General features: G+C 66.4%; 17 protein-coding genes. 9 read left to right on the top strand and 8 right to left on the bottom strand.

Features of this window, described 5'->3' with window-relative positions; translation table 11 throughout:
- Positions 1 to 80 precede the first annotated feature (80 nt).
- Positions 81 to 1,406: an MFS transporter gene (locus AC5RV1_RS10100; protein ID WP_493994430.1), complete on the top strand. Its 1,326-nt coding sequence runs from the start codon at positions 81 to 83 to the stop codon at positions 1,404 to 1,406.
- Between the two features lie 8 nt (positions 1,407 to 1,414).
- Here the strand turns inward: AC5RV1_RS10100 and AC5RV1_RS10095 are convergent, their stop codons facing one another.
- Positions 1,415 to 2,149: an IclR family transcriptional regulator gene (locus tag AC5RV1_RS10095; protein ID WP_493994429.1), complete on the bottom strand. Its 735-nt coding sequence runs from the start codon at positions 2,147 to 2,149 to the stop codon at positions 1,415 to 1,417.
- Between the two features lie 288 nt (positions 2,150 to 2,437).
- Between AC5RV1_RS10095 and AC5RV1_RS10090 the strand changes: the two genes are divergently transcribed.
- Complete coding sequence (locus AC5RV1_RS10090; protein ID WP_493946502.1) at positions 2,438 to 3,769, top strand: MFS transporter; 1,332 nt, start codon at positions 2,438 to 2,440, stop codon at positions 3,767 to 3,769.
- Between the two features lie 147 nt (positions 3,770 to 3,916).
- Here the strand turns inward: AC5RV1_RS10090 and AC5RV1_RS10085 are convergent, their stop codons facing one another.
- The 3 genes from AC5RV1_RS10085 to AC5RV1_RS10075 form a co-directional block, all read right to left on the bottom strand.
- Complete coding sequence (locus AC5RV1_RS10085; protein WP_493994444.1) at positions 3,917 to 4,564, bottom strand: phosphoribosyltransferase; 648 nt, start codon at positions 4,562 to 4,564, stop codon at positions 3,917 to 3,919.
- Between the two features lie 73 nt (positions 4,565 to 4,637).
- Entirely contained in the window at positions 4,638 to 5,465 is an 828-nt protein-coding gene (locus tag AC5RV1_RS10080) for an alpha/beta fold hydrolase (protein WP_493994428.1), read from the bottom strand.
- A gap of 179 nt (positions 5,466 to 5,644) precedes the next feature.
- A complete protein-coding gene (locus tag AC5RV1_RS10075; RefSeq protein ID WP_493994427.1) occupies positions 5,645 to 7,024 on the bottom strand; it encodes an amino acid permease in 1,380 nt (459 codons plus the stop codon).
- A 242-nt stretch (positions 7,025 to 7,266) separates the two neighbouring features.
- Here AC5RV1_RS10075 and AC5RV1_RS10070 point away from each other — a divergent pair, with 242 nt between their 5' ends.
- Genes AC5RV1_RS10070 through AC5RV1_RS10050 form a run of 5 tightly spaced genes read left to right on the top strand, consistent with a single transcriptional unit; the run spans position 7,267 to position 13,187 of the window.
- On the top strand, positions 7,267 to 7,977 hold the full coding sequence (locus AC5RV1_RS10070) for an NUDIX hydrolase (RefSeq protein WP_430225935.1): 711 nt from the start codon (positions 7,267 to 7,269) through the stop codon (positions 7,975 to 7,977).
- Complete coding sequence (gene nadA / locus AC5RV1_RS10065) at positions 7,974 to 9,278, top strand: quinolinate synthase NadA (protein WP_493994426.1); 1,305 nt, start codon at positions 7,974 to 7,976, stop codon at positions 9,276 to 9,278. Before AC5RV1_RS10070 ends, nadA begins: the two co-directional genes overlap by 4 nt.
- Before the next feature lie 17 nt (positions 9,279 to 9,295).
- Complete coding sequence (locus AC5RV1_RS10060) at positions 9,296 to 11,116, top strand: L-aspartate oxidase (RefSeq protein ID WP_493994425.1); 1,821 nt, start codon at positions 9,296 to 9,298, stop codon at positions 11,114 to 11,116.
- Positions 11,109 to 12,026, top strand: coding sequence for a carboxylating nicotinate-nucleotide diphosphorylase (gene nadC / locus AC5RV1_RS10055; RefSeq protein WP_493994424.1), 918 nt, complete (start codon positions 11,109 to 11,111; stop codon positions 12,024 to 12,026). Before AC5RV1_RS10060 ends, nadC begins: the two co-directional genes overlap by 8 nt.
- Before the next feature lie 6 nt (positions 12,027 to 12,032).
- Positions 12,033 to 13,187: a cysteine desulfurase family protein gene (locus tag AC5RV1_RS10050; protein WP_493994423.1), complete on the top strand. Its 1,155-nt coding sequence runs from the start codon at positions 12,033 to 12,035 to the stop codon at positions 13,185 to 13,187.
- A gap of 13 nt (positions 13,188 to 13,200) precedes the next feature.
- Here AC5RV1_RS10050 and AC5RV1_RS10045 read toward each other — a convergent pair whose 3' ends face one another.
- Both AC5RV1_RS10045 and AC5RV1_RS10040 read right to left on the bottom strand, forming a co-directional pair.
- The gene (locus AC5RV1_RS10045; RefSeq protein ID WP_493994422.1) at positions 13,201 to 14,061 is read right to left on the bottom strand and encodes a fumarylacetoacetate hydrolase family protein; all 861 of its coding nucleotides are present in this window, start codon (positions 14,059 to 14,061) and stop codon (positions 13,201 to 13,203) included.
- A 69-nt stretch (positions 14,062 to 14,130) separates the two neighbouring features.
- On the bottom strand, positions 14,131 to 14,790 hold the full coding sequence (locus AC5RV1_RS10040; RefSeq protein WP_493994421.1) for a DUF1684 domain-containing protein: 660 nt from the start codon (positions 14,788 to 14,790) through the stop codon (positions 14,131 to 14,133).
- Positions 14,791 to 14,922: 132 nt separating this feature from the next.
- Between AC5RV1_RS10040 and AC5RV1_RS10035 the strand changes: the two genes are divergently transcribed.
- Together AC5RV1_RS10035 and AC5RV1_RS10030 are read left to right on the top strand one after the other, a co-directional pair.
- Positions 14,923 to 15,729 (top strand): hypothetical protein, encoded by an 807-nt coding sequence (locus AC5RV1_RS10035; protein ID WP_493994420.1) that lies wholly within the window; start codon positions 14,923 to 14,925, stop codon positions 15,727 to 15,729.
- A 74-nt stretch (positions 15,730 to 15,803) separates the two neighbouring features.
- Entirely contained in the window at positions 15,804 to 16,610 is an 807-nt protein-coding gene (locus tag AC5RV1_RS10030; protein ID WP_493994419.1) for a transglutaminase-like domain-containing protein, read from the top strand.
- A 16-nt stretch (positions 16,611 to 16,626) separates the two neighbouring features.
- Here AC5RV1_RS10030 and AC5RV1_RS10025 read toward each other — a convergent pair whose 3' ends face one another.
- Both AC5RV1_RS10025 and AC5RV1_RS10020 read right to left on the bottom strand, forming a co-directional pair.
- Positions 16,627 to 17,097: a MarR family winged helix-turn-helix transcriptional regulator gene (locus AC5RV1_RS10025; RefSeq protein WP_493947168.1), complete on the bottom strand. Its 471-nt coding sequence runs from the start codon at positions 17,095 to 17,097 to the stop codon at positions 16,627 to 16,629.
- Positions 17,097 to 18,206 carry an LLM class flavin-dependent oxidoreductase gene (locus AC5RV1_RS10020; RefSeq protein WP_493994418.1) on the bottom strand — a complete coding sequence of 370 codons (1,110 nt, stop codon included), beginning with the start codon at positions 18,204 to 18,206 and terminating at the stop codon, positions 17,097 to 17,099. The genes AC5RV1_RS10025 and AC5RV1_RS10020 overlap by 1 nt, the downstream gene beginning before the upstream one ends.
- Positions 18,207 to 18,319 lie beyond the last annotated feature (113 nt).

The raw sequence follows: 18,319 nt of genomic DNA, 5'->3' as shown, positions 1-18,319 counted from the left end.
ATAAGCCGGATATACTTGGACGGTTACCGGGTTCGGCGCATCGGGAGGAGGGACGATGCGCATAACTGAACGAGCCCGAATTGAAATCCTCCACTTCCCTTTCACCTGGCCAGCCCTCCACTTCGGGGCAGTCCGCCCCTCCCGCCTCCCAGGCTCCTGCCAAACCGCAGCCTGCCTCCGGTGGCCGGTTCGCCAGGCTTCCACAACTTGCCGGCCGCGGCTTCCTTCCCCTGGGTCTTCTTGCCCGGCTGCCCCTGGCCATGCTCACGGTAGGCACCTTGACCCTCGTCACATCCAACAGCGGTTCCTATGCACTGGGCGGAACCGCCGCTGGTGCGGTGGGCATCGGGTCCGCACTGGGAGCTCCGGTCCTGGGGTCCCTCGCCGACAGGCGGGGCCAACGTCCTGTCCTGTTGCTGGCTGCAGCCCTTAATACTCTGGCCGTCGTGGGTTTGATCCTTGCAGCCTCTGCCATGGGGGCGGCGGCGGGCTTCCCGGCCGCCGTGCTGGCCGCTGCGTTCCTCGCGGGGGCCAGCTGCCCGCAGGTGGGCCCGTTGGCCCGCGTGCGGTGGATGGCGCTGACGTCCCAGGGCAATGCGCCAGACAACCGGCGGGACCTGGACACGGCACTCTCCTACGAAAGCACAGCGGACGAAGTCACCTTTGTGCTGGGACCGGCACTCGTGGGCATCCTGGCCAGCCTCCTGGCACCCTGGCTTCCGCTCGCGCTGGCCGCAGCGATGACCATCACGCTCGTTCCCGCGTTCGCTGCCCACCGAACGCATCGGGCAGTACCGGCGGCACGCCGCAGACCTCCGGCATCGGGACGCCGCGGGCGGGGCGGGATGCCGGCAGCCGTCCTTTTGCCAGTGGTCGCCATGGTGTGCATGGGCACGTTCTTCGGCTCAACGCAGGCGGCGTTGAGCTCCTTCTCCGCCAGCTATGCCACCTCGGAACTCGCCGGACTGCTGTATGCAGTAATGGGGCTCAGTTCCGCCGCTGCCGCCCTCTCGGTTGCCTATTGGCCGCAGCGTTTCAGCCTTTCCTTGCGCTGGCTGGTGTCTGCCGCGCTGATGGCAGGACTGGCCGTCCTCCTGCTGGTGCCGTCATCACTGGGCGCGATGGTGGCCGTGCTGCTGATCCTGGGTGTCCCGGTGGGCCCGGTTATGGTTACCGTCTTCGCCGTCGGCGGAGTGGTGGCACCGGAGGGACGGCTGGGCACCGTTATGACCGCCCTGGCCAGCGGCATCGTCGCCGGCACCGCGATCGGCTCGTCCCTGGGCGGCGGGCTGGCACAGGATCACGGCTACGCGGCGGCCTTCCTCGTTCCCGCTTGCGCGGCCACCGCGCTGGCACTCCTCGGGGCCGCGGCGGTCGTCGTGCTTCGCCGCCGGTCCGTCCGCTGACAGCGGCCTCAGGCCAGCTGGCCTTCGATTCTCGCCGCGCTCTCGGCCAGCGCCGCGCCCACCGCCGCGGGTTCGTGCGCGGAGCGGATATAGACGACGGCGAGTGCTGCCGGGCGGCCGCCCGGCACCCGGACGGGCGCGGCAAGTGAGGAAACCCCGGCGATGACCTCGTCGTGGCTGGCTGAGTACCCGGTGCGACGGGCTTCGGCGGCTTCGGGACGGTACGGGACGCCGGTCTCCAGCCGGTCCCACTCAGCTTCAGTCAGCGCGGACTGGATGGCGATGCCTGGCGCACCCGCGTTGATGGGGTGCCTGGTGCCGGGATGCTGGGCTACCGTCGCGCCCGAATGCCGGGGCTCTACAGTCACCAGGGTGATGCAGTCGTGGTGGTCCCACAACGCCACAAAAGCCGTCATGTCCAGCGTGTTGGCCAGATGCGTCAGTTCGGGAAGTGCAGCACTCTGGAGGTTCCGGGAAACGCTTCGGGCCAGGACGGCAAGGCCGGGTCCGGGCTGTACCCGTCCGCCGTCGTCCCGCACCAGCAGCGAGTGGTCCTCGAGCGTGCGCAGGATGCGGTACGCCACGGAGCGGTGGACGCCCATGGCATCGGCGAGCTCGGCGATGGTCATCGGTTCCGGCGCAGCCGCCAGGATCTCAAGGGCGCGGATGCCGCGGGAAAGCGTCTGGGAGGGGGAAGCCTGCGCCGGCGCTGCTCCGGCCGGGGCTGCGGCGGTGGGAGTCATGCTGTCCATCCTAGGTTGCTCTCGGCACAGTACTGCGGTTCTGATGTTGCCTGCCGTCCGGGCTGGCATTCCGCAATGAGAAAGGGAAGTTCAAATATAGAACTTTCCGCCCCCGCAGTCCATCGGTTGGCAGGCTTTCAAGGGTGGATAAGAGCCTTCCGCAGGCAAATTCAGCCAAGGCGTGTCCTGCCTCACAGTTTCGTAGTACTCTTTCAACTAACTGACCGTTCTGTCGGTAATCCTGAAGGCGCCCGGCAGCCAGCCTGCCGAATAAACAATGGAGTTTCAATGACCACACCTTCGAAGGTGGATACACTCGCCGGTCCGAGCACCCGGCGTGAGGAGCGCAAAGTCCTTGCCGGCACCCTGGTCGGCACCACCATCGAGTGGTACGACTTCTTCATTTTTGCCCAGTTGACCGCAACGCTGCTGTCGCCCCTGTTCCTGGCGCCGCTGAACGAGTCCAACCCGGGCCTGGCGCAAATCCTCTCCTTTGCCCTGATCGGCATCAGTTTCCTGTTCCGCCCATTGGGCGCAGTGGTCGCCGGACACCTCGGCGACCGGCTGGGACGCAAGGCAATGCTGGTCTTCACCCTGGTGATGATGGGTGCCGCCACCGCACTCATCGGGATGCTGCCCACCTACGCGCAGATCGGTGCCTGGGCCCCCATCCTCCTGATCACCCTGCGCATCGTCCAGGGCTTCTCGGCCGGCGGCGAGTGGGGCGGCGCAGCGCTGATGGCAGTGGAGCACGCACCCCTGAACAAGCGCGGCCTGTTCGGCGCCTACCCCCAGATCGGCGTGCCGATCGGCATGATCCTTGCCACCGGCCTCCTCTTCTTCCTGAACACCAGCATGTCCAGGGAGGACTTTGCGGCCTGGGGCTGGCGGGTTCCGTTCCTGCTCTCCATCGTCCTTATCGTGGTGGGTTACCTGATCCGCCGAGCTGTCGCTGAAAGTCCGGTCTTCCAGGAGATGGCCGCGCGGAAGCAGGAAAGCAAGGCGCCCCTGGGCGTACTCGTCCGGAGCCACAAGAAACCCGTCCTGTACTCCACCATGATTTTCATCGGCAACAACGCAGCCGGTTACCTGCTGATCGCCTTCTTCATCGCCTATGCCACCAGAACCCTGCAGATGCCTACGCCGCAGGTCCTCCTGGCCACCACCCTGGCCTCCTTCGGCTGGCTGATCTTCACCCTGGCGGGCGGCTGGCTGTCAGACCGCATCGGGCGGGTCAAGACGTTCCTCACCGGCTACGCGATCATCTTCTTGTGGATGATTCCCATGTTCGCCCTGATCGACACCAGGAACATTTGGCTGTACGGCGTTGCATTGTTCGTCCTCACCGTCGGCCTCGGCCTGTCCTACGGGCCCATGTCCGCGATGTACGCCGAAATGTTCCCGGCCAATGTCCGGTACTCCGGCATCTCCATCGGGTACGCTTTCGGCGCCATCCTCGGCGGAGCCTTCGCTGCGACCATCGCCGAATTCCTGCTGCAGACCACCAAGTGGGCCGGTTCCATCGGCATCTACATCATGGTCCTTTGTGTCATCTCGGCCATCGGCGTGCTGCTGGCCAAGGAGACCAAGGGCCGGCCGCTGGGCGTCAGCCACCACTAATCCCCGCCGTTTCCCTAACCTCGCTCCGCTTCGGCCAGGGAACCCTGACGGCGTGGGCCCATCACCGTTTCCAAACCGGGACCGGGCCCGGACCTTACTGGTCCGGGCCCGGCTGCGTGTCCTGGGGTTGGAACTGCTGGAAGACCGCTACTGCTTCAGGAAGCTGATGGCGTCATCGTCCGTGAGCTGTTCGAAATGCCGGTAGAAGCTGCCCACGGCGCGGAACTTGCCCGGAAGATGCAGGCACAGCACGGCGTCGCACACCCGCTCCACGGATGACGCCGCTTCTATCGAGGCCACCGGGGCGGCGGCCACCACGGTTTTCGCCCCACCTCCGCGGACGGCTTCGATAGCGGCGCGCATGGTGGCGCCGGTGGCAAGGCCGTCGTCGATCAGCAGGACCGTTTTGCCGGAAATATCCTGGCCTGTTCCCGGATAGAGGTCCACCCGGCGCAACAGTTCGGCGCGTTCCCGCTGCTCCACCTCGTCCAGCAGTTCCTGGCGCACTCCATGCTCAAGTACCCTGTCCACCAGTGGCTTGTTGAGCAGGCGGACCGTCCGGCCACGCGCCCACGCGAGGGCTCCATACGCCGTTTCCTGGTGTCCCGGGATGCCGAGTTTGCGCACCAGGACAATTCCCAGCGGGAGGTAGAGGGCTTTGGCGGCCGAAGCCGCTACGGGAATACCGCCCCGGGCAAGGCCAAGGACAACGGTGCCGGCCTGCCCGCGGAACTGTCCGAGTACCGCGGCCAGCCTCTCGCCGGCCTCCGTGCGGTCTTCAAAGCGCGTCACCATGGTTCCCTCCCGGCTATTTCCGGCCCTCACTTCAGCCTACCGCCGGGGACCGGGCAGCAGGCGCGGGAATTATTTAGACGGCGAGGAACGTGATGGCTGCCTGCTTGAAGGCCCGGCTGGTGACCGCATTGGTGTGGTTCCGGCCCGGCAATATGACCTCTTCGACCAACGCCCCGGCGTTGCGTGCGAGCCCGGCGAGTTGCGGCAGGCTGGCGGCGCGTTCATCCTTGTCGCCTGCCACCAGGAGCATGGGTACGTGGGGTACCGCCTCGGCAGGGTCGTAGGGTTCGGCCTTGATGGCTTCCACCAGGGAGAGCAGTGCAAAGATGTTGTTGCTGGGCAGCAGGAGGGCCATCTTGAGCAGCCGGGCGGTGGACTCGTCAGCGATCGGGGTCCCGTCCGCGAGGTAATCCTGCGCTGCAACGAAATCGAAGGCCGCGAGCGGATCCGCGACGTTCGGCCCGCCCAGCACCAGCCGGTGCACGATCTCGGACTGGGTGGCGCCGAACTCCCATGCGAGCCGGGAACCAAGGGAATACCCCACTATGTCCAGGCCGCTGGAAGGGTCGCCGTCCTGCAAAGGGCGCACACCGGCGTCGAACGCTACCTGGAGCAGGTCCGCCCGGATCCTGCTGGGGGAGTAGGAGTCCATGTCCTCCGGCGCCCCGCTGCGGCCGTGCCCGGGGAGGTCCACAGTGATAACGCGGCGGCCGGCGTCAAGCAACGCAGCCACCCAGCCGGTGTCCTCCCAATTCAGCTTGCTGGAGGACGAGAAGCCGTGCAACAGCAGAACGGGCCGGAGCCCGGCGTCCACCGCAGGATCATGCACCCCCACATGTAACTGGGGATCTGTTCCCTCTACAGTGTGCGAATGCTGCTCGCCGGTGTGCCTGCCGCTCATGGTGCCAGTCCTCATCAACTACGGCGCACAGGCGGACCCGGCGCGTGGAACCTCGTCCTTCGGGACTACTCTACCTGCCGGAAGTGCCGGTAATTCCACCCCGGATCCTGCCTTGCCGCCACGCCCAACCGGGTTGCACCAAGAGCGGTCTTCGGCGGTCAGAGCGGCAATTAACGCCCCTATGTGGCCCGGTTCGTCCTGGCGTTGTACCTACCGGCCAGGGCGCAGGCCACCGCGATCCCGGCAATCAGTCCGATGGTGCTGAAGAGCTGGATGCGGCTGCTTTCGGCGCTGAAGCCCACTGCGAAAATCAGGCCCAGCAGGACGAGCCCCACGATAGTCAGGGCCGGGAAGCCCTTCATCCGCAGGGGCAGCGGCGTGCCCTCCCGGTCTGCCCGGCGCCGCAGGATCAGCTGCGAGACCAGCGCGCTGCCCCACACCACAAGGCACGTGGATCCCACCAGCTGGAACAGGGCAGGAAGGATCCGCTCGGGAAACAGCAGTTCCAGCACCGTGGCCACGAAGCCGAAGGCCACTGACACCCCAACAGCCAACATGGGCACGCTGGCACCGCTCAGCCGGGTGAGGAACCGCGGTGCTTCGGCCCGCTCGGCGAGGGAATAGACCATGCGGGAGGCCCCGTAGAGGTTGGCGTTCAACGCCGAAAGGAGCGCGACGACGGCCACCAGGGTGATGGCCGTTGCCGCGCCGGGGATGCTGGCGGCATCCAGAACGCCGGCGAACGGGGAGGCCAGGCTTTCCGATGTAGCCGGAAGGACGGCTGCGATCACGAAAACAGAGCCGATGTAGAAGACCAGGATGCGCCACACAACAGTCCTGATGGCTTTGCCCACGCTGTGTTCCGGATCCTCCGTCTCCGCCGCCGCCACGGAGACGATCTCGGTGCCGCCAAAGGCGAAAATCACCACAAAAAGGGCGGAAGCGATCCCGCCAAGGCCTGCGGGGGCAAAGTCCGACGTCAGATTGGCCAAGCCGGGGGATGCCACATCCGGCAGCAGGCCCAGCAGCAGGGCAGCCCCCACCACCAGGAACAGGACGATCGCGGCAACCTTCAGAATGGCGAACCAGAATTCGAACTCACCGAAGTTGCGGACCCCTGCGAGGTTGATGGCGGTGAAGACAACCATAAAAATAAGTGCCAGCGCCCAGACCGGAATGACCGGCCAGATCGTAAAGAGAAGCCCGGCGGCTCCCAGCGCCTCTGCGGCGATCACCACTACCAGCTGCAGCCACCACAGCCAGCCGATGGTGGCACCGGCCGTCCTTCCAAGCGCACGTTCGGCATACACAGAGAAGGCGCCGCTGTTCGGGTTGGCGGCAGCCATCTCGCCCAGCGCCCACATCACCAGGATGATCAGGGTGCCGGCCACCAGGTAGGAGATGAGCACTGCCGGGCCGGCAGCCTGGACCCCGGCCCCGGATCCCAGGAACAGTCCGGCGCCGATGGCGCTGCCCAGGCCCATCATGGTGAGCTGGCGGGGTTTCATGCTGTGGCCCAGGTGGCCCTGCGGACGCAGTTGGGTGGACTTCATCGTCATTTTGCTACTGAACCTTCTTGGGGTTGTGAGTGGTGGCTCCTCGTAGGACCTCTCGAATTTACCGTCTGCAAAGCAGCTGCCGGTACTCGGCGCCATGATCCCCGCGGGATGAGCCCGGGAAGCGTGGGCTGAAATATTTGGCAATTCAGCGGATGCTGCCCGTAGAATTAGTTTTGGTCACTATGACCATAACTAATCGGGGCGCCAGCAAAGAGGTCCCGCAGGCCGGAAGGCGGTGGATCATGTACTCGAGCTCGGCAAACGTCTCGGAGCGCCAGGCGGCTCCGCCTTCGCTGGCTATTTCCACTGTCATCTTTGCGCTGCGCCCCAGCGAAAGCTCCGGCCGGCCAACACTGTGGCTGCCCCTGGTGCGCCGGATCCGGGAGCCATACAAGGGCCTCTGGGCGCTGCCCGGAGGCCCCCTCAGCCACGCCGAATCCCTGCAGGACGCGGCGGCGCGAAACCTGGGGGAGACCACCGGCCTCGCTCCCAGTTACCTAGAGCAGCTGTATGCCTTCGGCGGTCTCCACCGCTCACCCACCCAGCGGGTGGTCTCGATCGTGTACTGGGCGCTGGTCCAGCCCACTGAAGCCGCGCTCGCGGACGAGTCGGAAAACGTCCGGTGGTTCCGGGCGGACCGGCTGGGGGACCTGGCCTTCGACCACAACGCGATCGTGGACTACGCACTCTGGCGGTTGCGCAACAAGCTGGCCTACGGCTCCGTGGCCTACCACCTGCTGGGCGAATACTTCACCCTCGCCCAGGTCCGGGAGGTCTACGAGGCAGTGCTGGACAGGCAACTGGACCCCGCCAACTTCCGCCGACAACTCAAATCCACCCCGGACATCGAGGAAACCGGCGAATACCTCCAGGGCGGCAAGCACCGCCCTCCCCGCCTCTACCGCTTCACCGGCCGGCCCGGCCTTGACCCAGACAACAGGAGCACACCATGAGCAGCGTCAACACAGCAATCCAGCTGATCACGCGCGAACAGGCCGAAAAAGGCGCAACCGCGAAGGGCAGCACCTGCAGCCCTGCGCTGGCCAAGGGTCCGTGGGACTACGACCTTGCAGAGGCGCTCGCCGGCATCCCGGCATACGGCCCGGGCGCTTCCAGCGCGGATGTCGCACCTCCGGCCACCCCCCGGCAGGGTCAGTTGCCGGAAGAGTACAAGCTGGCCAGCGACGCCGAGCTGGGCGAGAGGATCCTGGCCGCGAAGGCTGCCCTGGGGGACAGGGCCGTCATCCTGGGGCACTTCTACCAGCGCGATGAAGTCATCCAGTACGCCGACTTCGTCGGTGACTCCTTCCAGCTGGCCAACGCCGCGCTGACCCGGCCGGATGCGGAGGCCATCGTATTCTGCGGCGTCCACTTCATGGCCGAAACCGCTGACATCCTTTCCGCGCCCGACCAGGCCGTTATCCTGCCGAACCTGGCGGCCGGTTGCTCTATGGCGGACATGGCTGACGCCGACTCCGTGGCCGAGTGCTGGGAGCAGCTCGAGGAGATTTACGGCACCGAGCCCGACGCCGACGGGCGGGTTCCGGTCATTCCTGTCACCTACATGAATTCCTCCGCAGCGCTGAAGGCTTTCTGCGGTGAGCACGGCGGCATCGTCTGCACCTCCTCAAACGCCAAAACTGTCCTCGAATGGGCGTTCCAGCGGGCCCAGCGGGTGCTGTTCTTCCCGGACCAGCACCTCGGCCGCAACACCGCAAAGGCGCTGGGCGTGCCACTGGAGCAGATGCCCATGTGGAACCCGCGGAAGGACCTGGGCGGCAATGACGAACAGGCACTGCTGGATTCCAGGGTCATCCTGTGGCACGGGTTCTGCTCGGTGCACAAGCGGTTTAATGTAGCCCAGATCGAAAAGGCCCGGGCCGATTTTCCCGGCGTCCAGGTGATCGTCCACCCGGAGTGCCCCATGGAAGTGGTGGACGCCGCTGATTCTGCCGGCTCAACGGACTTCATCAAGAAAGCGATCGAGGCTGCCACCGAGCCCACCACGTTCGCGATCGGCACCGAAATCAACATGGTGAACCGCCTCGCGGCAGAGTACCCGCAGCACACCATCTTCTGCCTTGATCCCGTCATCTGCCCGTGCTCCACCATGTACCGCATCCACCCCGGCTACCTTGCATGGGTCCTCGAAGAACTGGTGGCCGGGCGCGTGGTCAACCGGATCACGGTCGCGGATTCAGTGCAGGACCACGCCCGGACAGCACTCGAGCGCATGCTCGCGGCCAGGCCGTAATGACAGGGCCCGCTTTTATGCCTCCTGTTGAGGGTGGCGGTACGCCAGGGCCCGGCGGTGTACCCCACGGCCGCAGCGTTGCAGGCCGCTCACGGCTGATCGTGGTCGGCAGTGGGATCGCCGGGCTGTACGCTGCCCTGCTGGCCACGGATGCCGGTGCCGACGTGGTGCTCCTGAGCAAAGGAAAGCTTCGCCACAGCAACACCTGGTACGCCCAGGGCGGGATTTCTGCGGTACTGGACCAGCCTGCTCCCGGTGACACGGTGGCCGCCCATATCGGGGACACGCTCCAGGCTGGAGCGGGGCATTGCGACGAAGCTGCCGTCCGGCTGATGTGCGCGGAGGCGGGCCGCGACATTTCAGGGCTGCAACGGTTTGGTGTGCACTTCGATTGCGGCGCCGACGGCGGCCCTGCGCTGGGGTTGGAAGCGGCCCACACTTCCCCTCGCATCCTCCATGCCGGGGGCGACGCCACCGGGGCCAAGGTGGCCGGGGCCCTGATCCGGGCAGTGCTCGCGCGGCAGGCGGAGGGGACACTGACGGTCCGGACCTCAGCCCACGCAACATCTTTGCTGCAGCTGGACGGGAAAGTTATTGGAGTGGAATTCCTCCAGGACAGCATCAGGGCTGCCGTGCACGGGGATGCCGTCCTGCTGGCAACCGGAGGGGCGGGCCAGCTGTTTGCCCGAACCACCAATCCGGCAGTGGCAACCGCCGACGGCCTTGCGCTCGCAGTCCGCGCAGGAGCTGCAGTAGCCGACTTGGAGTTCTTCCAGTTCCACCCCACCTGCCTGGTTTCCGGCGCCGGAAACCAGGCCGCGGCGCCCGGCCTGGACATGGATCCGCTGCTGATTTCCGAAGCAGTCCGCGGCGAAGGGGCGCTCCTCGTCGACGGCAACGGAAAACGGTTCATGCGGGCCTACCACCCGGACGCTGAACTGGCGCCACGCGACGTCGTGTCGCGCAGCATCGCCCTGCACCTGGCCAAGCTCGGCGACCCCAACGGCCACGTCTACCTCGACGCCCGCGCCATTGAGGCGGCCCAGGGGAAAGGTTTCCTGGCGAAGCGTTTCCCCACGCTCACGGAAAGGACGCTTGCGGCGGGCATCGACTGGACCCGCCAATTGGTCCCCGTTGCTCCCGCAGCCCACTACTGGATGGGTGGAGTGCACACCGACCTGCACGCCAGGACCACCGTTCCCGGGCTGTATGCAGCCGGGGAAGTGGCCTGCACAGGGGTCCAGGGCGCAAACCGGCTGGCCAGCAACTCCCTGCTCGAAGGACTCGTCTTCGGCCGCCGCGTTGTTGAGCACTTCCTCTCCGGGGGCGTTGGTTGGGCGTCGCCCGACGCTGTTCCTCCGCTCGCTGTCTCGGCCGCGGGCGGCCTCCCCTTGACGCTCGCTTCCGGAACACCCTCGGCCGACCCTGCGCATGTCTCCTTCACTGCTGCTGTAGAAGGCGAGCCGGCCGAATCGGGTGCCTTGTCCGGGAGCCGACTGGCCAGCGGCTGTGAGGGTGAGGGGCTGGAAACTCCGTTCTCACGGGAAGCCCTTCGGCGGTTGATGACCGCCAAGGCCGGGGTGCTTCGCAATGGGGTGTTGCTTGGGGAAGCGGTGGAGACTCTTGGCCGGTGGTCCGCCGTCGTCCGTCCTGGTGCTGTTTCCGCTTCCCGGGACGCACGGGACCACGAGGACCGAAACCTGCTGCTGGCCGCGCAGCTGCTGGTGGCTGCGGCGCTTGCCCGCCGCGACTCCCTAGGGGCGCATTACCGCAGCGACGATCCCGAAGAACCCGATACGAATTCCCTTCGCCCGAAAGCGAGCCTCCTCAATGACTGAAACCTTCCTGATGGAACCGGCCACCCCCAAAAAGGCGGCGCCCGCACTCACCCTGCCGTCGGCGCCGGTGCGGGAGATCCTGGAGCGGGCCTTCGCGGAGGATGCTCCGGCCGGGGATATCACCTCCCAGCTGCTGATTCCCGCTGACGCACGTGCCACGGCCGTACTGGACGCACGGGTGCCCGGAGTCTTCAGCGGCGCCACGGTGTTCCGGGACGCCATGCTGCTGGTGGATCCGGACACCGACGTGGAGCTGTTGCTGGGGGACGGAGAAGAGTTCGGCGCCGGCACCCGCCTCGCGCGGGTCAGCGGCCGGGCCAGGTCCGTGCTGCTTGCCGAACGCGTGGCCCTGAACCTGGTGCAGCGGATGTCCGCCATCGCCACGAGGACCGCAGAGTTTGTCCGGCTGACCGAAGGCACGGCAGCGCGGATCACCGACACCCGCAAGACCACGCCCGGGCTGCGGATCCTGGAGCGGTTCGCGGTGCGCTGCGGCGGCGGCGCCAACCACCGGTACAGCCTCTCCGACGCCGTCCTGGCCAAGGACAACCACCTTGCCGTGATGACGGGCGGGGATGCGGCCAGGCTCACCTCGCTCCTCGCCGCAGCCAAAGCACAGCTCGGGCACACCACGCACTTTGAGGTGGAGGTGGACCGGATGGACCAGATCGAGCCCGTCCTGGCGGCCGGTGTGCACACCATCATGCTGGACAACTTCACGGTTGAAGAGCTGAAGGCCGGTGTGGCCCTGGTAGCCGGGCGAGCGCGGGTGGAGGCCAGTGGAAACGTGAACCTCGGGACGGTGGCGGCGATAGCGGCCACCGGAGTCGACGTCATTTCCGTTGGTGCCCTCACCCACACGGTGGCGGCCCTGGACCTCGGGCTGGACGTCGAACTGACTGCCAGGTGACCTTCCATGATTTTCCTTGACGCAGCCGCCACCACCCCGGTGCGCCGTGAGGTGTTGGATGCCATGTGGCCGTACCTGACGGGTGAGTTCGGTAACCCCTCCAGCCATCACACCCTGGGCGAGGCTGCTGCCGATGCGCTCGCCGGTGCCCGCTCCTCCGTCGCAGCCGTCCTTGGCTGCCGGGCCGGGGAAATTACGTTTACGTCCGGGGGAACGGAAGCGGACAACCTCGCCGTCAAAGGGATCGCCCTGGCCCGGCAGGCGGCGAACCCGCAGCTTAACCGGGTGGTGATCAGCGCCGTCGAACATCCCGCGGTGGAGGAGTCTGCCCGGTACCTGGAGCGCTTCCATGGTTTCGCAGTTGATGTGGTTCCCGTTGACGCAGAAGGGCTAGTGACGCCGGAGGCGTTCCGGGCCGCGCTTCGGCCGGAAACCGCGGTGGCCAGCGTCATGTACGCCAACAACGAAGTGGGGACCGTTCAGCCCATTGCCGAACTGGCCGCCCTGGCGCGCGGACTCGGCATTCCGTTCCACACTGACGCCGTCCAGGCGGCCGGCTGGCTGCCGCTGGACATCAAGGCATTGGGCGTGGATGCGATGAGCATTTCGGGTCACAAGATAGGGGCTCCCAAGGGGTGCGGCCTGCTGTTCGTCCGCGGGCGCACCAGGTTCGAGCCGCTGGTCCACGGCGGGGGGCAGGAACGCGGCCGCCGGTCGGGGACAGAAAACGTGGCCGGAGCCGTGGGCCTCGCCACCGCGCTCACGCTGGCCCAGGCGAAACAGGCGGAGGAACGACGCCGGGTGGCGGCATTGCGGGAAAGATTTATCAACGCCGTGGTCGCCGGTGTGCCGGACGCCGTCCTGACAGGGCATCCCGTGGACCGGCTGCCGTCCGTTGCTTCGTTCTGCTTCCCGGGAACCAGCGGCGAATCCGTGCTCCTTGAGCTGGAACGCCAGGGCGTAGTGTGCTCCAGCGGGTCAGCCTGCGCGGCTGGTTCGGACGCGCCGTCGCCGGTGCTCACGGCAATGGGAATTTCCCCGGAAACAGCCCAGACGGCCATCCGATTCAGCTTCCACGCAGCGGTAACCGAGGCGGACCTGGAAGCTGCGGCAGCAGCGGTGCTCGTCGCCGTCGGACGGGTCAGGGTGTTGGGCGGCTAGCACACCGGTGAAATCAGCTGGCGGCGTTTGAGCTGGTGGGACCCGGCCACGGGGAGGTCCTGACCGGGTTCACAAGCTCACCCACGCCCTGAACCCTGCATACCACCGTGTCGCCGGGGTTCAGCGGCGCGCACTCGGCCGGAAAGCCGGTCAGCACCAGGTCGCCCGGGTGGAGGGTCAGGAAAGACGTCAGGTACACCAGGATCTCGTCGACGTTCCAGCCGAGGTCAGCGGTGCTGGCGGCCTGCAACGGGGTGCCGTTGAGCACAACGTCAATGGCCAGGCCGGACTCGTCCAGGCCCGTGACGATCCACGGCCCTGCCGGCGTGAAGGTGTCCTGGCTCTTGGCGCTGATCCAAAGTTCGTCGGTTTCCTGCAGGTCCCGGCAGGTGACGTCGTTGCCGACGGTGAATCCCAGGACCGCGTCGCGGGCGTTGGCAGGCGTCAGGCCGCGGGCTTTGGTGCCAATCACAACAGCCAGCTCCGCCTCCGGGTCCACCCTGCGCATCCCGGGAGCGAGCTCTATCGCATCCCCCGGTCCAATGACGCTCGTGGCCGCCTTGTGGAACGCCTGCGGCGGCAGGTCACGTCCGGGCTGGCCGGTGTTGTGCGCCATTCCCAGGACATTGGCCGGCACGCTGGGGGCGAGGAACGTGAAGGAGTCCTGCTGGACACGGTCGCCCGGCTGCCACCCTTCCCTGTGCCCGCTGGAAGCGTTGGCCGGCGACTGCGGGAAAGGGCTTTCGGCGACCGTCCAGGTCCTGCCGGCGGCGCTGCCAAAGTCCGCTGCGCCACTGGATACGAAGAACTGCTCCGCCGTTCCGGCAGCGGACAAGGGGCGGACACGGGCGATGCGGCGGGGGAGGGCAGTCATGAGGGAATCCTACGGGTCCGCGGGAAAGCCCCCGACTTACCCAGTGGCCCAGCCTATGGGCGGGCTCCGTCAGTAAAGCTCGCCCACCGGGATCTCGACGGCCAACCGGTTGGACGGTCCGGGCAACGGGCAGGCCCAGGCCTCGTTGTAGGCGCACGACGGGTTGTACGCAAAATTGAAGTCCAAAACGAACCCCGCGTCCGGGCCCGTCCCGTTGACGCCGTGGAAGGCACCCTTGATGGTATCCAGCAGGTACCGCCCGGCCCCATAGCTGCCCCCGGGCTGGCCGGCCGTGGCGTCCCGGAACGGCACAAAAATACCGCCGCCGTACCCCTGCAGCTTCCACACTGCGAGCTGGCCCATTTCCGGCAGGTCGAACGTTCCCAGCCGGACAAACCGGACCACGCCGTCAGTGCCGGTTTCCACGCTCATTTCGCGTCCTGCGCCCTCTTTGGTCAGCGGCACATGGAAACGGTAGATCGGATCGTAGTCGGCAGTCTTCAACCCGGAGAAACGCGCCTTGTCCCGCGCGTCCAAAGCGGAGGCCGGGTGCGTAGCGAACATCAGGTCCCGCTGGTGGCGCCAATAGGAGTGCGCCTCGGCCGGGCTCTCCAGCGAAAGTTTCCGGACGTTGTGGTACAAGGCAAAGGTCTTCAGCCGCCAGTCAGCGATGTCGACGGCGGAGATGTCCGTCCGGTCTTCTTCAGCTGTTCCCAGGTGCTCTTCCATAGCCCCAGCCTAGTCCCAGGAGCCAGCTATACCGCCCGACGGCGACACGCACCCGGATGCCTGTCGTTGGAGGGAGAGGAAACACCCTTCCGGTCACGCCGGCCGGCCGCCGGCCCCCGCTAGGCTGGCTGCATGAGAGGCAAGGCAACAACGACGGTCCTGTCTGGTGCGCTGCTGATGGTTGGCGCCCTTCTTGCAGGCTGCTCGACAGCGGGGCCCGGCGCGCCGGCCTGGACAGCGCAACCCGACTCTGCCGGCGGAACCAACGCGCCGTCTTCAGCTGACGCTGCGGCAACGTCACCGCCGACGGACGGCCCCGGGGCCAGTGCCACGCCCACCACAGACCCGCAGGCGGTTGCTACTGCGCCTGTCTGGAAGACTTTCTCGGATCCCGGCAAGTCTGTCAGCTTCGACCTTCCGGAGGACTGGATAGCGCAGTCCGTCATGCCGGAGGAAGGCACGCTGCCCGGCGCGCTGAAGGTCGAGGTGAAGAAGCCGGACGGCACTTTCCTGGCAGCGCTGCGGACCGGCCTGCCGCCGTCGTCCGCTGAATGTGCCGACGCCTCGCGGCGGCCCTACACGGTGATCAGCAGCGTTCCCGTCGAAGTTTCGGCCGCAGGCGGGGAGGGAACCATACCGCCAAGGGTGGTTTTCCGGGTGATCCAGGGGTACCGCTACTTCGGCTCGTACGGCATCACCAACGTGGTGGCCGGCGCCGGCGGAGAGGCGTGCGAGCTCCGCAACATCGTTCGTGGACCGGCCGGCAAAGGGGACTACTCCTTTGGTGATGTGGTCTCCGTGAAGGCTTATGCCCCGGATGAAAAGGTGGCGCCGGCAAAAGCCTTCGACACCTTGGACCAGGCTGCCCGGTACGTCTCGGAAGGCACTGAATTCGCCAACGTCCAGCGGATGCTAATGTCTCTGGAGATCAAAAACTAGTCCCGTTTCCGGCCCCACCATGCGCCGGGCAGAGCGGGGACTTGTCTTCCACCGCCGAACACCTCCGGAGAGCCATGGAACGCAGTGTTTCCGCACGACTGGTCTTCAAGACCGTAGCCAACACCAAGGTGGCCATGGCCATCGCCGCAGCGCGGAACAACGGCTACTCCTCGTTCGAGGAGTCCCTGTCAGTGACAGCGGGGGGAGGCGATGTTCCCCTCACCGAGGTATCGGACCACCACGGGGGCAGGTTCCATTACATGGAGTTCGCCGAGCCGGCGGAGGTAACGGTGGAATACGCAGCCACGGTGGCCGGTAAGGCGGAGCCCGAGGACGCCGGGCTCGCCGACAGGATCCGCTACGTCCGGCCCAGCCGCTACGCCGAATCCGACCGCCTCCTGCCCACGGCTTATGCAGAGTTCGAAGGAGTCCACGGCGGCGAGCTGCTGCACGCCGTCCGGAACTGGGTGAACGGGGAACTGCGGTACCTCAGTGGATCCTCCCGGGGCACTGACGGTGCGGTGGAAACGCTCCTCAGCCGCCGTGGGGTCTGCCGGGACTTTGCCCATTTGGCCATCGCGCTGCTGAGGTCCAAGGACATCCCGGCCAGGCTGGCCGCCGTCTACGCTCCGGGCCTGAGCCCCATGGATTTCCACGCCGTGGCAGAGGCTTACGTGGAAGGGGCCTGGCACGTCATCGATCCCACGGGCCTTGCCCCGCGGGAATCGATGCTTCGCATCACGGCCGGCCGCGACTCCGCCGATACCGCCTTCCTCTCCACGGTCGGGGGAAGCCTCATCCTCAACCAGCTGCAGGTCACTGCCGTTGTCAACGGCGCCCTGCCGGTAGAGGATCCTGCCCGGCTTATGCAACTGGGCTGAGCGGCGCAGGGTATCTCTAGCGCAGCGGGCGGGGACCCAGCGAGCCCCTCAGCTTCTCGGTCAGCCTTCGCAACTCCTTCTGCTCAGCGGGGGTCAGGGCGGGGCCCATCAGGATGGAAATGTCCCGCACGTGCTCGCGCCCGATCTCTTTCTGCAGTTCCCGGCCGGCGTCCGTCAGCTGCAGGAGCACGCCCCGGCCGTCCTCCGGGGCAGGCATCCTGGCCACGAGCCCGCGCTTCTCCAGCCGCTCCACCAGCCGGCTGAGGCTGGACTGGCTCAGCAGGACGTTATCGTTGAGCTCGTTGAGGCGGAGCCATCCGGTGGGACAGCGTGAGAGCGTGAAGAGGACGTCATACTCGTTCACCGCGAGCTTCCGGAACGCCGGGCCGGACTGCAGCTTGCGCATCACGGCCACCTGGGCCCGGAACAGCGACTCCCAGGTTTCCGCGGCGAGGCGGACCGGTGACTCTGCATCCCTGGCGGCCATCATGCCTCCGCAGCGGACTTTTCGGCGTCCTGGGCTGCCAGCAGTGCAGCCACCCGGCCGGCGTGGGTAGGCGGTTCGGGAATGTGGGCCGGCTTGCGGGCCGCATATTCCTTGCGCAGGACGGGCAGGACTTCCTCGCCGAACAGGTCCAGCTGCTCCAGGACGGTTTTCAGCGGCAGGCCCGCGTGGTCGATGAGGAACAGTTGCCGCTGGTAATCGCCGAAGTACTCCCGGAACGTCAGGGTCTTTTCGATGACTTCCTGCGGGCTGCCGACGGTCAGCGGCGTCTGCGAAGTGAAGTCCTCCAGGGACGGTCCGTGACCGTAAACCGGAGCGTTGTCGAAGTACGGGCGGAACTCCTTGACGGCATCCTGGGAGTTCTTCCGCATGAAGAACTGGCCGCCCAGGCCCACGATCGCCTGGTCTGCCGTGCCGTGGCCGTAGTGCTCGTAGCGCTCACGGTACAGGCCGATCAGCTGCTGGTAGTGCTCCTTGGGCCAGAAGATGTTGTTGGCGAAGAAGCCGTCGCCAAAGTATGCAGCCACTTCGGCAATCTGCGGGGTGCGGATGGAGCCGTGCCACACGAAGGGGGCGACGCCGTCGAGCGGGCGGGGGGTGGATGTGAAGTTCTGCAGCGGGGTGCGGAACTTTCCGGACCAGTTCACGGTGTCCTCGTCCCACAGCTTGCGCAGCAGGCTGTAGTTCTCGATCGCAAGCTCGACGCCGTCCTGGATGTTCTTGCCGAACCACGGATAGACGGGAGCCGTATTGCCGCGACCCAGGACCAGGTCCACCCGGCCGTCGGCGAGGTGCTGGAGCATCGCGAAGTCTTCGGCGATCTTCACGGGATCATTGGTGGTGATCAACGTGGTGGCCGTGGACAAGGTGATGCGTTCGGTCTGCGCCGCGATGTAGGCAAGGGTGGTGGTGGGGGAGGAGGAGAAGAACGGCCGGTTGTGGTGCTCGCCCAGGGCGTAGACATCCATGCCGATTTCCTCGACCTTTTTGGCGATGGCGACGGAGGCCTTGATGCGTTCGTTCTCGGTGGGGGTCCGGCCCGTGGTGGGGTCCGTGGTGATGTCGCTGACGCTGAAAACACCGATCTGCATGATGTGCCTTTCCGTTGCTTGGACTTGCTGGCCTTGGTTCCAGTATAGGCCAATGTAGATGCATTTGCATCTATCGCCGGATACAACGCTGCCGGCCGGAAAATATTCCGCTT

It is taken from the genome of Arthrobacter sp. Hb9-2, assembly GCF_059091165.1.
This window is presented reverse-complemented; position numbering and strand designations above follow the sequence as displayed.

What these genes read in the sequence shown, in the direction of transcription:
- AC5RV1_RS10095 (WP_493994429.1), bottom strand. Translation starts at nt 2,149, where the DNA reads ATGACTCCCACCGCCGCAGCCCCGGCCGGAGCAGCGCCGGCGCAGGCT.
- AC5RV1_RS10090 (WP_493946502.1), top strand. Translation starts at nt 2,438, where the DNA reads ATGACCACACCTTCGAAGGTGGATACACTCGCCGGTCCGAGCACCCGG.
- AC5RV1_RS10085 (WP_493994444.1), bottom strand. Translation starts at nt 4,564, where the DNA reads ATGGTGACGCGCTTTGAAGACCGCACGGAGGCCGGCGAGAGGCTGGCC.
- AC5RV1_RS10080 (WP_493994428.1), bottom strand. Translation starts at nt 5,465, where the DNA reads ATGAGCGGCAGGCACACCGGCGAGCAGCATTCGCACACTGTAGAGGGA.
- AC5RV1_RS10075 (WP_493994427.1), bottom strand. Translation starts at nt 7,024, where the DNA reads ATGACGATGAAGTCCACCCAACTGCGTCCGCAGGGCCACCTGGGCCAC.
- AC5RV1_RS10070 (WP_430225935.1), top strand. Translation starts at nt 7,267, where the DNA reads ATGTACTCGAGCTCGGCAAACGTCTCGGAGCGCCAGGCGGCTCCGCCT.
- nadA (WP_493994426.1), top strand. Translation starts at nt 7,974, where the DNA reads ATGAGCAGCGTCAACACAGCAATCCAGCTGATCACGCGCGAACAGGCC.
- AC5RV1_RS10060 (WP_493994425.1), top strand. Translation starts at nt 9,296, where the DNA reads ATGCCTCCTGTTGAGGGTGGCGGTACGCCAGGGCCCGGCGGTGTACCC.
- nadC (WP_493994424.1), top strand. Translation starts at nt 11,109, where the DNA reads ATGACTGAAACCTTCCTGATGGAACCGGCCACCCCCAAAAAGGCGGCG.
- AC5RV1_RS10050 (WP_493994423.1), top strand. Translation starts at nt 12,033, where the DNA reads ATGATTTTCCTTGACGCAGCCGCCACCACCCCGGTGCGCCGTGAGGTG.
- AC5RV1_RS10045 (WP_493994422.1), bottom strand. Translation starts at nt 14,061, where the DNA reads ATGACTGCCCTCCCCCGCCGCATCGCCCGTGTCCGCCCCTTGTCCGCT.
- AC5RV1_RS10040 (WP_493994421.1), bottom strand. Translation starts at nt 14,790, where the DNA reads ATGGAAGAGCACCTGGGAACAGCTGAAGAAGACCGGACGGACATCTCC.
- AC5RV1_RS10035 (WP_493994420.1), top strand. Translation starts at nt 14,923, where the DNA reads ATGAGAGGCAAGGCAACAACGACGGTCCTGTCTGGTGCGCTGCTGATG.
- AC5RV1_RS10030 (WP_493994419.1), top strand. Translation starts at nt 15,804, where the DNA reads ATGGAACGCAGTGTTTCCGCACGACTGGTCTTCAAGACCGTAGCCAAC.
- AC5RV1_RS10025 (WP_493947168.1), bottom strand. Translation starts at nt 17,097, where the DNA reads ATGGCCGCCAGGGATGCAGAGTCACCGGTCCGCCTCGCCGCGGAAACC.
- AC5RV1_RS10020 (WP_493994418.1), bottom strand. Translation starts at nt 18,206, where the DNA reads ATGCAGATCGGTGTTTTCAGCGTCAGCGACATCACCACGGACCCCACC.